The 12,325-nt window shown below is 73.5% G+C and carries 9 protein-coding genes; 3 read left to right on the top strand and 6 right to left on the bottom strand.

The window, feature by feature from the left end; genetic code table 11:
- Nucleotides 1-180: 180 nt before the first annotated feature.
- The 6 genes from D6718_10540 to D6718_10565 all read right to left on the bottom strand — a co-directional run bounded on the left by D6718_10540 (nucleotide 181) and on the right by D6718_10565 (nucleotide 7,427).
- Nucleotides 181-825, bottom strand: coding sequence for a hypothetical protein (locus tag D6718_10540; GenBank protein ID RMG44170.1), 645 nt, complete (start codon nucleotides 823-825; stop codon nucleotides 181-183).
- 205 nt (nucleotides 826-1,030) lie between these two features.
- Nucleotides 1,031-3,025: an ABC transporter ATP-binding protein gene (locus tag D6718_10545; protein RMG44171.1), complete on the bottom strand. Its 1,995-nt coding sequence runs from the start codon at nucleotides 3,023-3,025 to the stop codon at nucleotides 1,031-1,033.
- Complete coding sequence (locus tag D6718_10550) at nucleotides 2,985-4,352, bottom strand: polymer-forming cytoskeletal protein (protein RMG44172.1); 1,368 nt, start codon at nucleotides 4,350-4,352, stop codon at nucleotides 2,985-2,987. The genes D6718_10545 and D6718_10550 overlap by 41 nt, the downstream gene beginning before the upstream one ends.
- Entirely contained in the window at nucleotides 4,349-5,092 is a 744-nt protein-coding gene (locus D6718_10555; GenBank protein ID RMG44173.1) for a DNA-binding response regulator, read from the bottom strand. Before D6718_10555 ends, D6718_10550 begins: the two co-directional genes overlap by 4 nt.
- Complete coding sequence (locus D6718_10560; protein RMG44174.1) at nucleotides 5,089-6,201, bottom strand: hypothetical protein; 1,113 nt, start codon at nucleotides 6,199-6,201, stop codon at nucleotides 5,089-5,091. Before D6718_10560 ends, D6718_10555 begins: the two co-directional genes overlap by 4 nt.
- Nucleotides 6,198-7,427 carry a hypothetical protein gene (locus D6718_10565; GenBank protein ID RMG44175.1) on the bottom strand — a complete coding sequence of 410 codons (1,230 nt, stop codon included), beginning with the start codon at nucleotides 7,425-7,427 and terminating at the stop codon, nucleotides 6,198-6,200. The genes D6718_10560 and D6718_10565 overlap by 4 nt, the downstream gene beginning before the upstream one ends.
- A gap of 159 nt (nucleotides 7,428-7,586) precedes the next feature.
- On the opposite strand from D6718_10565, the gene D6718_10570 reads away from it, so the two are divergent.
- The 3 genes from D6718_10570 to D6718_10580 all read left to right on the top strand — a co-directional run.
- Nucleotides 7,587-8,810, top strand: a complete 1,224-nt coding sequence (locus tag D6718_10570) for a DNA topoisomerase VI (protein RMG44176.1) — start codon at nucleotides 7,587-7,589, stop codon at nucleotides 8,808-8,810.
- Between the two features lie 68 nt (nucleotides 8,811-8,878).
- The gene (locus D6718_10575; protein RMG44177.1) at nucleotides 8,879-9,889 is read left to right on the top strand and encodes a ketoacyl-ACP synthase III; all 1,011 of its coding nucleotides are present in this window, start codon (nucleotides 8,879-8,881) and stop codon (nucleotides 9,887-9,889) included.
- Between the two features lie 1,387 nt (nucleotides 9,890-11,276).
- Nucleotides 11,277-12,325 (top strand): hypothetical protein (locus D6718_10580; protein RMG44178.1); only part of this gene is annotated, 1,049 nt, incomplete at its 3' end.

Consider the following 12,325-nt stretch of genomic DNA (forward strand, 5'->3'; position numbering starts at 1 on the left):
CGCCCCCCGCGCACCGCGCCGGCCCCCTCCGCGGGACCGGCGGCGGCCGCCGGAGCGGCGGCGGCCAGCGCTGACAGCCCGACCAGACCGGCCCGAAGCCGTTTTCTCAACCTGGAGCTCGACATCCTCGCACCTCCGCGTGGGGCGGGACGGCCGGGCCGCCGCACCGCCCGGCGTGCCTCAGAAATAGACCCCCACGTGGATCGCCACCCGCGCCGCGTCGAGATCCTCGCTCACCGCCACCTCGGGGGAAAACTGTCCCGGAACGAGTTCGAAGCGACCGCTGCGGTCGATCCCCAGCGACAGGTAGCGCACCCCGCCCTCGAGGAACCAGCGGTCGGACAGGTCCCACCGGATCCCGGCCTCGGCGCCGAAACCGACGGAGTCCCCGCTCGCGTCCGTCGCGAAGCGAAGGCCGAGTTCGGGCGGGATGCCCGCCATGTCGCCGTCGTAGTCGGCACTCGCCGCGGTCGCCACGCTCGCTCCCACGAACGGGTACCAGGCGCGGTCCGAACCGAGGGGGTAATAGCGGAACGCCGCCTCGAACGGCACGACGCTGACGCTGCCGCCGGGCAGCGTCGTTCCGCCCGCCTCCACCGCATCGGCGTCGAAATCGAGCGCCGAGACCCGGGCCCCGACGTCGACGTGCTCGTTGAGGACGAACCAGCCCGCCAACTCGGCCGCCGCGTTGGCGGAGAGCGCTCCGCCTGGATCGCCCCCGGCCTGGAGCCCGGCGGAAACGGCCCAACGGCCCTCCTGGGCCACGGCGGGGACAGAAAGGGCGGCGAGGGCCAACAGTGGCAGCGTCCATCGCGATCGTTTCATGGGGATCCTCTTCCGTGCGGGTCGGGCCGCCTTTGTATATCTCCGCGGCCCCCGAAGCAACGGGCGGCGCGCTCCGGGCTCGCCTTCGAGGCGCCGCCCGCTGACAGCACGGGAGTTGCGCCCGGCGCCGGCGCCTCGGGGTGCGGGCCGTCCGCCGGCGCCGCGCGGGCCTCCCGGCCGGAGCCCGCCATCGTTCGGGGCGGTCTCAGCCGCCCGCCTCCTCCAGGGCGGCGGCCGCCTCCTCCCAGCTCGCGTAGGCTGCGGCGAGCTTCCGGTCGATCTCCGCCCGCTCCCGCGCCAGCCGGCGCATCGCCTCGCCGTCGCGATGGGTTGCCGGATCGGCCAGCGCCCCGTCGAGTTCGCTCTTCCGCCGCTCGAGCGCCTCGATCTCGCGCTCGAGAGCGGCGGCGCGCTCGCGAAGCGGCCGCAGCTCCCGGCTCCGGCGCGCCAGGGCCTCGGCACGCGCCCGCCTCCCCGCCCGGGAGCGCGGGTGCGCACTCGGCGCCTCCGCTCCTCCCGATACCCGCCGTTCCGCCCTCCAGGCGAGCCACCGTGACCAGCCGCCGTCGAGACGGACGACCCGCCCGTTCTCGACCGCGAGCGTTTCGCGGGTCGTGCGCTCGAGGAAAGCGCGGTCGTGGCTGACGACGAGGAGCGCCCCCCGCCATCCGGCCAGCGAGGCCTCCAGCGCCTCCCGGAGAGGAAGGTCGAGGTGGTTCGTGGGCTCGTCGAGCAGGAGCAGGTGCGCGGGACGCAGCATCAGCCGCGCGAGACCGAGCCGCGCCCGCTCCCCGCCCGAAAGGGAGCCGATCCGGCGGGCCGCCTGCTCCGGGCCGAGACCCAGCCGGGCGAGAACCGCCCGCACGTGCTCCTCGCTTCTTTCCGGAGCGGACTCCCGCGCCCACTCGAGGGCGGACCGGGAGGGGTCCATCGCCTCCAGTTGGTGCTGCGCGAACCGGGCGGCCAACAGCCCGCGGCCGGCGATCCGCCGGCCTCGATCGGGCGGCAGCTCTCCGGCGACGATCCGCAGGAGCGTGGTCTTGCCGGCGCCGTTCGGGCCGAGCACGGCGAAGCGGTCCCCGGGGCGGATGACGAGGGCGACATCCTCGAGCACCCGCCGGTCGCCGAAGCGCTTGCCGATGCCGTCGAGTTCGACGAGGGGATCCGGCCCGTCAGGGGGCTCCGGCCAGGCGAGCCGCACCGCCGCGTCCTTTTCGACCTCGATGCGGGCGATTTCTTCTCGCACGCGGGCGAGCTTCCTCTCGCGATCCCGCGCCTGGGAGGCCTTGGAGGCCTTCGCCCCGAAGCGTTCGGCGAAGCGCGACAGCCGCGCCGCCTCCTCCCTCAGCCTCCGGAGCCGCCGCCCCGCCTCCCGTCGCTCCGCTTCGCGCTGCCTGGCCCATTCGCTGAAACGGCCGCGCGCGATCCGAAGCCGCCCGCAGGCGAGGTCAGCGGTGCGGTCGGTCACGCGGTCGAGGAAGACACGGTCGTGGCTGACGATCACCAGGGCGGCCGGCGTGCCGGAGAGGTGCCGCTCGAGCCATGCGAGCGCCTCGAGATCCAGATGGTTGGTGGGCTCGTCGAGGAGCAGCACGTCGGCTCCGGCGAGAAGCAGCCTCGCGAGGAGCGCCCTCATCCGCCATCCGCCGGAAAAGCTGCGGATGGGCCGGCCGAGGTCGTCCGGCGCGAAACCGAGGCCGCCGAGGACCGCCCGGGCACGAGCCTCGATCGCGTCGCCGCCGTACCACTCGAACAGCGCCCGGCGCTCCCCGTAGCGACGCGTCAGCGCCTCCTGTTCCGGGCCGGACGCGTCGGCGATCCGGGCCTCGAGTTCCGCCAGCTCGCGTGCCATCTCCTTCAGCTCGGCCGCCCCGGCGAGGGCGGCCTCGATCAGCGGCGCGTCGGGCGGCAGCTCGGCTTCGACCTCCTGGGGCAGGTAGGCGACGCGAAGCCCTCTTCGCCGGTGGACGCGGCCGCTGTCCGGTTCGAGCTGCCCGCAGAGGATCCGGAGCAGGCTCGATTTTCCGGAACCGTTGGGGCCGATCAGCCCGTACCGGTCGCCGGGATGAATCGTCCAGTGCACGCCCTCGAAAAGCGTCCGTCCGGGGACCGTCCGGGAGACGTTCTCGAGCCGGATCATCGGGGCCCGCGCCGGCGGCTCAGGAGGCGGCGGCGGGTGCCGCGGCGGCGGGTGCCCCACCGCGCATCCGCAGGAGCGTGGCTCCCATTCCCGTGACGGTGACGGCGAACCAACCCAGAGTCCCCAGGTAGGGAACCAGCTCGACCAGGAACATCACCACCACGCCCGCGAGCAGCGCGAGGAGCGGGTGGGCGGGACGGCGCATCACCGGGCGGAGCAGCGCTCGGCCGACGATCATCTTGCCGAGGATACCGCCCGCATAGACGAGCACTCCCAGCGCCGACCAGACCGCCAGCGCGAGCGGGAGCAGCACGAAGCAGAACACTCCGAGAACGAGCATGACGAACAGGGCCACGAGTCCGACCCCGAAGGAGACCGCCGTTCCGTTCATGTCGGCGGCCTGGTCCAGCACCCCCTCGACGAAGGTCGCGAAGAACAGCCACATCAGGGCGCCGGCGATCAATGCGACGGCCGCGAAGTAGACGGCCAGGGCCGCCCGGAAGAGCCTCCAGGCGCGGCGGAGTCCCTCGGCGATCCGCCTTCCGATCCGCTCCGCCTCCAGCTCCTCCCCACCGAGCTCGATCCTCGAGACCTCCCCGGAGACGACGCCGGGAGGGATCTCCACCCGGCTCCTGGTGTGGTATCGCAGATCCCCGTCGAGCCGGGCGTCCGGGTCGATCTCGAGCTCGTCGCAGCGCACGCGCACGTCGCCGTGGATCGGCCCGGAGATCCGAACGTGGCCGCCCGCGAGGTCGGCGGGTCCGTTGACGGTGCCCCGTATCGCGATGTCGGCGGCCCGCGCGAGGAAGGTCCCGTTGACCTGCGCGGCCGGCCGCACCCGCGCCTCGCCCCCGAACGCGAGAACATCCCCCGCGACCTCCCCCTCCAGCTCGATCCGGCCGCCGAACGCGCGCACGTCGCCACCGACCTGCCCCGTGACGCGGAGCGTCCCGCTGAACGAGGCGAGGTCCTCGCGAATCGCTCCCCCCACCACCACCGTACCGGCCGAGACGAGGAGATCGCCGTCGATCGTTCCGTCGATCGCCACGGTTCCGGCCGCCGCGTACAGATCGCCGTCGATCCTCTTCCCCCGGGAAACCGCCACGACGTCTCCGGCCGCCGCGTGGACTCCGCCCGTTCGGGCCGAGGATCCGTCGCCGACATCGAGCACCGCGTCGGCCACCGGAACGGTCCCCGCGGCCAGGGCGGGCAGCGCCAGCAGAATCGGAAGCATCCTCGAGATCCCCCGCGCCGGCGGCGCGGCGCCGCCGGCTGTCCTCTCCTCGACGATGGCACCCCGAGCGGCGCCGCCGCCGCCGGTGCGCGGCCAACGGTGCCGGACAGCGGCCCGAACGGTCGCCAGTCGGCCGCGGCCGGCGCCGGTCAAAAACCGATCTCCTTGCGCAGGGCCCTGGCCCTCCTCCGGGAAAGGGGCACCTTCGTTCGCCGCCCGTCGGCCAGTTCGAGCACGAAGTTCCCCGACTCCGCCGGCTGCACCGCGCCGATGAAGGCGAGGTTGACGAGCGCGGACCGGTGGGTGCGGCGGAAGCCGTGCGGCGCCAGCTCCGCTTCGAGCGCCTGGAGCGTCTTGGGAACGAGATAGGACTGCCCGTCCTTCCAGGCGAACACGAGCGTATGGTCGGCGGAGACGTGGGAGACCTCGGCGGGATCGAGGAGGATCACGCGGCCTCGCCGCCGTGCGAGGATCCGCGCGGGCATCCCGCCCCGACGGGCCGCGAGTTCGACCGGAGCGGTGGCGACGCCTCCGCGGGAGAGTCTCCGCCGCAACCGGTCCAACGCTCGCCCGAGTCGCTCGGCCGTCACCGGCTTCACGAGGTAATCGACGGCGTCCTCCTCGAAGGCCCGCACCGCCTGGTCGTCGTAGGCGGTGACGAAGATCACCGGCGGCACCTCACCGAGCCGGCGGATGACCTCGAAACCGTCCCCGCCGGGGATCCGGATGTCGAGGAAGACCACGTCCGGATCGTGGCGCTCGATCTTGGCGACGGCATCGCGGACGGTGTCCGCCTCGGCCACCGTTTCGACGACGCCGCTTTCCTCGAGGAGCCGCCGGAGGCGGCGCCGCGCCGGCGGTTCGTCCTCGACGATCACCGCCCTCAGCCTCATGCCTCCTCCTCGCCGCGCCCGGCACGTGGCTCGAGCGTGACGCGGGCCAGGGTTCCCCGGCCGCCCGGCGCCGGGAGGAGTTCGACCCGTCCCGCGCCGGCCGCAGCCAGGCGCGCCGCGATGTTGCCCAGGGCGTGCCCCGCCGGCAGCGCACCCCCGGAGAGCGACCCCGGTCCCGGCCCCCGATCCTCCACCTCGAGGACCAGCCCGCCGCGCTCGCTCCGGCGGGCGCGAATCACCACCCGGCCCTCGCCGGTTTCCGCGTCGCGCCCGTGGAGCACAGCATTCTCCACGAGCGGCTGCAGGATCAACGGGGGGACCGGTTCGTTCGCCAGACCGGGCTCGACCTCGAGCCGCGTGGCGAGGCGGTCGCCGAACCGCGCTTTCTCGATCTCGAGGAAATCGTCGATGAAGCGGAGCTCCTCCCCCAGCGGTACCTCCCGCTCCCCTCCGCGGCGGAAGGCGTAGCGGAACAGGTCGGCGAAACGCTCGAGGAGCACCTCGGCGCGGGAAGGATCCTCGCTGACGAACGCGGCAGCGGTGTTGAGCGCGTTGAAGAAGAAATGGGGATTGATCCGCGCCTGCAGCGCCTTCAGCTCCGCGCGGGCGGCCCGCTCGCGGGCCTCCGCCTGGGCGAGGCGCTCGCGCGCGAGCAGCTCCTGGGTCCGCGACAGGCGGGCCGCCAGGTTCTCGTACACGAAGACGAGTTCCCCCGCCACGAGAGCCAGTAGGCCGTTGACCGAGGCCACCAGGATCACGGACCGCAGGGCGTGGACGCTGTAGTACGGAAAGAGCCAGAAGCCGAGTCCGGTGGCGGCGAAGGCGCCGCCGGCCAGCGTCAGGAACGTGAGGGCAGCGCGGGCGGGGAAGCTGAAGCCGACCAGGCGCGGCACGATCTCGCGCCCGGTCACCACCGCCAAGACGCCAGCGAGCGTGCCGCTGATGGCGCCGAAGCCCAGGAGGGGAGCATCGAGACGGTTGTCCTCGAGAACCCCGGCGAGCACCCCCACGAGAACTCCGACACCGCCGCCGAGTCCCCCGGCCAGGAGGATCTCCACCGCGACGCGACGGAGCGGCCGCCGCGCCGGATCACCGCGGCTCGGTGTCATCCCGCCTCCTCCAGCCGCCGCACGACGAGCAGGGTCGTGTCGTCGGCCGCCGGCCCGCCTCCGGCGTAGGACTCCAACGCGGCCAGCACCCGCCGCACGGTCGCCTCGGCGGACTCCCCGCCGCAGGCCGACAGGGCCTGCCGGAGCCGTTCGGCCCCGAAGGGCTCGCCGCCGTCCGGGGCGGGAGCCTCGACCACCCCGTCGGTGTACATGACGAGCCGCTCCCCGGACGCGATCCGATCGCGGCCCTGGTCGTACGCCGCCTCAGGGAGCACTCCGAGGGGAAGACCGCCCCGCTCGAGGGCGCGCACCCCGTCGGGCCCGGCGATCAGGATGGGATGGTGCCCGGCGAGCGAGTAGTGCACCTCTCCCGATGCCGGCTCGAGGACGGCGTAGGCGAAGGTCACGAAGCGCCCCGTGTCGCTGGCCGCCGCCACGGCGGATGAAAGCGCCGCGTTGAGCGACGCCGGTTCGCCCTCGCGCGGGGCCAGGGCCCGGACCAGTGCCTGGAGGTTGGCCATCTGCAGCGCCGCGGCGATCCCCTTGCCGACGACGTCGCCGATGGCGACGCCGACGCGACCCCCCGGCAGCTCGAGGAAGTCCAGGAAATCGCCCCCGACCGTCCTCGCCGGCCGGCAGGTGAAGGCGAACTCGTAGCCGGCGACGGCGGGTCCCCGGTCCGGCAGGAGATGGAGCTGGACGTCGCGCGCCAGGGCGATCTCGCGCTCGATCGCTTCTTTGGCCCGAACCTCGTCGAGGGCGCGGGCGAGGGCGCGGCGGAGGGCGTCCCAGGCCACGAGCCCGCCGACCGCCGAGACCGCCAACACCGTGTTCAGTCCCACCAGCGCCACGAAGGGCCAGCGCTGCGCCGTCCAGAGGACGGCCGGGCGAAGGGCGATCGACGACATCGCCGCCGCGAGAACGCCGCCGATCACCGCCAGCAGCAGGATTCCGTAACGGATGGGGACCGGTATCCGGGACGAGCTGGAAACGACGAACCGGCGGCCCGCCTGCGCAGCGACGCCGACGGCGGCGCCGAACAGGACGCTTTGCTGCACCAGCCACGGGTCGAACCGCCCCCCGGCGAGAACCACCCCGACCTCCAACAGCGCCCCGACGAGCAGGCCGGCGGCGATCGAGGCCGCCGGCCACGCGAGCTGCCGTCCCCACCGGGCGGCCCGCCCGGCGAGCGGCTGGCGTGCGGCCTGTCGGCCTGCGGCGGACATCCCCGGTTCGGCCTCCTCCGCCGGTGCGGCGGCGCGCCGTGATTATCGCTGCGCCCGATCGAAACGCCCGCCGTGAAGCGGCGCGGGCGGTCGCGTTGCAGCCCCCGATCGGCGGTGAGAGACTTCCCGACCGCGGCGCGGCGCCGCGCGGAGCCCGCGATGGCCCGGAAAACCAAAGGAAAGACGAAGGCGGCCGCGGCCCGCCGGGGATCGGCCGCCGGCCGCGGCAAGGGGAGTTCGACCCCGGCCGCCGGCCGGCGCGCTCCGACGGCGGCGGAAAAGAAGAAGCTCGACCGCAAGACGATCGCGGCGATCGTCGCCACGGCGCGCAAAGTGCACGAGCGGATCCTCGCGGGCACGAAGCCGGAGATGTCGTTCCCGGTGCGGAGCCTGTCCAACGTCCGGTACGACAAGAAGAAGGGCTACTTCGAGATCGGCCGCTCCCGGAAGAACCGGACCCTCACCGTGTCGACGGTGAGGACCTTCGCCCAGACGCTCCGCATGATGGCCCTGTCCAAGGAGCTGGTGGAGACGGACGACTTCGCCACCAAGCGGGACGCCTACTACCAGTCGAAGAACTGGGAAGAAGCGGCGTTCCAGGAGCAGAGCGAGTCGGACACCGTCATGGACGACATCGAGGCGATGTTCTCGATCGAGGGCATCTCCCGGGAGCAGCTCCGCTTCATCCCCGACGAGCACGGCGGCGCGGTGGCCGGACGATTGATCGTCCACGACCCCGACTACGAAACCGGCCAGGTTCATCGGATCGACTGCACCCAGTTCGGCTCGGGGGCCTACAGCATCCCGTCGCTCGTCGAACATCTCTCGTTCGAGACCGACGCCAAGTTCGTGCTCGCGATCGAAACGGGCGGCATGTTCCAGCGCCTGCAGAGCCACCGCTTCTGGGAAAAGGCGGACTGCATCCTCGTTTCGATGGCCGGCGTGCCCACGCGGGCGACCCGCCGGTTCATCAGGAAGCTCGCGGACGAGTGCGGGCTCCCGGTGTTCGCGTTCGTCGACTGCGATCCGTACGGGATCTCGAACATCTACCGCACGCTCAAGGTGGGGTCCGGCAACGCCGCTCACATTTCACGCTTCTTCTGCGTCCCGCAGGCGAGGTTCCTCGGCGTCACGCCGGACGATATCGAGACCTACAAGCTGCCGACCCATCCCCTCAAGGACGTGGACGTCAAGCGCGCCAAGGACGCGCTCAAGAACGACCCCTTCTTCCAGACGTACCCGGCCTGGCGGCGGGCCCTCGAGAAGCTGCTCCGCATGGGGGTGCGGGCCGAGCAGCAGGCGCTGGCCAAGTGGGGGTTGAACTACGTGATCGAGGAGTACCTCCCCCAGAAGCTGGCGAAGCCCGACGCGTTCCTCCCCTGACCTCCTCTGGCCGCCTCCGCGTTTGGCCGTATCTTCAGGGCGGTCCGCAGCGGCCGCCGGAGGCCCGCATGAACTCACCGCTGGCCCGCTTTCTCATCCCGGGCGTGGGGGTGGCGCTCCCCCGCAGGGTCCTGGACAACCGCGAGTTGGGGCGGGTTCTCGGCCTCGACCCGGCGTCGATCGCGGCGCGGACCGGCATCGAGGAACGGAGGGTCGCGGAGGAGGACGACTCGGCCTCCTCTCTCGGCGCCCGGGCCGCCGCCGCCGCGCTCGCGGCGGCGGGAGGCCGCCCCGAGACCATCGACCTTCTGTTGCTGTCGACCTACACCCCCGACTTCCCGCTCTGCCCCACCGCTCCCCTCGTCGCCCGGCAGCTGGGCGCGGTCAGGGCCGGTGCGTTCGACATCAACGCCGCCTGCGCCGGGGGGGTCGCAGCTCTGGTCACCGCGGCGTCGATGATCCGCAGCGGGCCGTTCCGGAGGGCTCTCGTCGTCGCCTCCGATCTGACGACGCGCTACATCCGGGAAGACGACCCCAAGACGCGGCTCGTGTTCGGCGACGGCGCCGCTGCGCTCCTGATCGAGCGGGCGCCGGAGGATCCGGCGGCGCGGTGCTGGTCGCTGCTCGCGGTGGATCTCGGCGCGGACGGTTCCGGAGCGCACCTGTTCCGGGTGCCGGCTGGGGGAAGCGCCGGCCGCCCGCTCAACGGCGTCCGCAGTCACGCCCCGCTGGCGATCGAGATGAACGGCCGGGCGATCTTCCGCTTCGGCGTGGAAAAGGGCGTGGAAGTCCTCGACAGGCTCAGGCGCCGCGCCGGCCTCGGGCCCGGCGACGTGGCCTGGGTGATCCCCCATCAGGCGAACCTCCGGATCATCAGCGCGATGATCGACCGGAGCGGGATTCCGAAGGACCGGTGGTACGTCAACATCGAGCGCTACGGGAACACCGCCTCGAGTTCGGTTCCGATCGCGCTGGCCGAGCTGGTCCGCGCCGGCCGTATCGCGCCGGGAGACATCGTCCTTCTCGTCGCCTTCGGTGCGGGGCTGACCTGGAGCGGCGCCGCCCTGCGGGCCGGCTGAAGGCCGCGGCACGCGCACCGCACGCGACCGCGGCGTTCTCCCCGCGGCTCCTTCCGGCCCGACATTCCCGAACGGATCTGGCCGGGGCATTCTGGGGCCACCGAGAGAGAGGCTCTCCTTTCCGACCTGCCAAGGGCTTCTCGCGGGCGCGGCGCGGAGAACCCGGAACCCTCCCATCCGCAGCAACCCGTCCCTCCCAGGGTTCTCCGCCGCGCCCGTCTTTCTTCGGCGTCAGGTGCATCCCCGATGGCGCGTTTTCGCGCCGAAGTCGTCGGCGGCCACGCAGCTACGGCCTCGAATGGCCCGCTCCCCGCGAGACCGGCGCAGCACCCCGGGCTTCCCTCGAGATGCGGGACGTCGCGCACCATCGGGGGCGCACCTTCTTCGCGCGAACCGCCCCGCGCCGCCGGCGGGCCGCCGGACACGAGCCCCGGTGCGAGCCGGGCGTCCGGGACCGATCGGCAGGCGCCTTCCGGGAGGTGCGGTCTTCGGCGCGGGGCGTGCCCCTCTTCCGACGGAGGTGCTTCCCCAATGGTGCGAATCCGGATCCAACCCGATGAAAAGAAGCGGGCTCCGGCCGCATCGGCCGGCGAGGACCGGTCGGGGAGCGCAAAGCCTTCGACGGCGACGAGTTGGATCGGGAAACGCACCGTCGCGGACGCACCTCGCTCGGACCGGAGCCGCTGTCTTTCGGGGACCGGGCGCCGGTTCTATCGCTCAGAGGGCACCAACGATCGAGCGCCGGAGCCTTCGCGCGTTCCCGGAGGGCCGCTTCGCGCGCTCGCCCCCACGGGCGCGGGAATCGCCCCCTTCGCCGACACCGCACCTCGGATCGCCACGGGACAAGGGGAACGGCGGCCGGTTCCCGGCCGGCCCCGGGGCCGCGCTCCGGCGCCCCGCCCTCCGGGCATGGGCCCCTCCGGTTCGAAGCTCTCCACCGTCCCGGCCGGACCGTCGCGAGGAGACTCTCGGGACGCGGTGCGCCGGAGCCCTCGGAGGCCCGCGACATCCGCGCCGGGCAGCGACCGCCACGCGCCGCGGAAGGGCTTGAAGCGGCGGAGCCGGCCGCTTCGCCGGGGCATCGGGAAGATGCCCGCGATCCGCGAACCGGGCAGAACCGGCCTCCGGCGCCCGAGCGGGCGGACGCGCCGCGCACCGGCAGCTCGCGGGCGACCGCCCGCGGAAGAAAGCCCTCGCCGGCGGGCACACCGACCCGCAACGTTCCTCGTTCGGGAGAACCCCGGCGAGGAGCGTCGCGATCGGCAGGAGCGAGAGGACTGGCGGTTTTCCCCGCACTTTCCGCCGGGCGCCCCGCGGTGCCGCACCGGGAGCCGGCCCGGCGGCCGGTGTTGGATCGCCGACGCGGGGCGTTCCAGAATGGGCGCTCATGCGGCTCGCCACCCTTCTCGTCCCGCTCGCTCTTGCGACGGCTGTGAACGGGGCCTTCGCCCAGGCCCCGGGAGCGCCCGCCGACGACCGCGTCGCCCGCTATGCGGAAGCGAGCCGCCAGGCGCGTGCGGGACAGATCGAGCGCGCGCTCGAGTCCTTCGACGCGCTCGCGCGCGATTTCCCGGCCTGGGTCCCGGCCTCCCGGGGACTCGGCCTGGTCGCCGCCAGCGCAGGGGAGGAGCTGGCGGAGACGTGGCGCGGCAGGCTTCGGGAGCGGGTGCGCCGCCTCCGGCGCGACATCGCGGCCTCGGTGGCCCTCGCGGTGCTCGAGAAGGCGGCCGGCCACCGGGAGGAGGCCCACCGCCTGTTGCTGACGGCCGTCACCGCCGGGGCGCGCAGCCCCCTGCTGGTCCCTCTGCTCCTCGAGACCAGCGAGGATCCGGCGGGGCTCGCCGGCTGGTTCGCGTTGCGCGCGAGCGTGCTGCCCGGCGACAGCGCGTTCGAGGCGATGCGCGCCCGGCTCCTCCTCGCCGAAGGACGGACGGCGGAGGCCGACCGCATCGTCCGGGCGTCGCTGCAGCGCCATCCCGACGATCCCGAGCTGCTCTCGCTGGGCGCCCGCATCGCTCGTGCCAAGGGCGACCTGTCCGCGGCCTGCGAGCGGGCGGGGCTCGCGGCCGGCCTGCTTCCCCCTGTGGAGGTGCCCGAGATCCGGATCCCCAGGCGCCTCTGGCTGGCTCGGGCCCTGATCGCCTGCGGCCGCACGGAACCGGCCCGTGGCCTGTTGGCGGGGCTCGGACCGATGGCCACGCCACCGGGAAGCCCGGTCCCTGCAGAGGGAGCGGCCGTCGTGCGGGCGGAACTCGAGCTGGCCACCGGCGAGCCGGTGAAGGCTCTCGCCCGCCTCCCCCAAGCCCCGGCCGCCGACCCCTTCTGGTCGGAAGCGGCCCGTGCCGTGAGGCTCGAGGCGCTGGCGGCGATCGGCGCGGGGTACGGCGAAGAAGGGCGCACGCTGCCGCGCGAGCCGCTCCCGGCCGGCCTTGCACC

The sequence above is a fragment of the Acidobacteriota bacterium genome (assembly GCA_003696075.1).
GTDB lineage: Bacteria > Acidobacteriota > Polarisedimenticolia > J045 > J045 > J045.

What these genes read in the sequence shown, in the direction of transcription:
- D6718_10575 (RMG44177.1), top strand. Translation starts at nt 8,879, where the DNA reads ATGAACTCACCGCTGGCCCGCTTTCTCATCCCGGGCGTGGGGGTGGCG.
- D6718_10565 (RMG44175.1), bottom strand. Translation starts at nt 7,427, where the DNA reads ATGTCCGCCGCAGGCCGACAGGCCGCACGCCAGCCGCTCGCCGGGCGG.
- D6718_10560 (RMG44174.1), bottom strand. Translation starts at nt 6,201, where the DNA reads ATGACACCGAGCCGCGGTGATCCGGCGCGGCGGCCGCTCCGTCGCGTC.
- D6718_10555 (RMG44173.1), bottom strand. Translation starts at nt 5,092, where the DNA reads ATGAGGCTGAGGGCGGTGATCGTCGAGGACGAACCGCCGGCGCGGCGC.
- D6718_10540 (RMG44170.1), bottom strand. Translation starts at nt 825, where the DNA reads ATGAAACGATCGCGATGGACGCTGCCACTGTTGGCCCTCGCCGCCCTT.
- D6718_10570 (RMG44176.1), top strand. Translation starts at nt 7,587, where the DNA reads ATGGCCCGGAAAACCAAAGGAAAGACGAAGGCGGCCGCGGCCCGCCGG.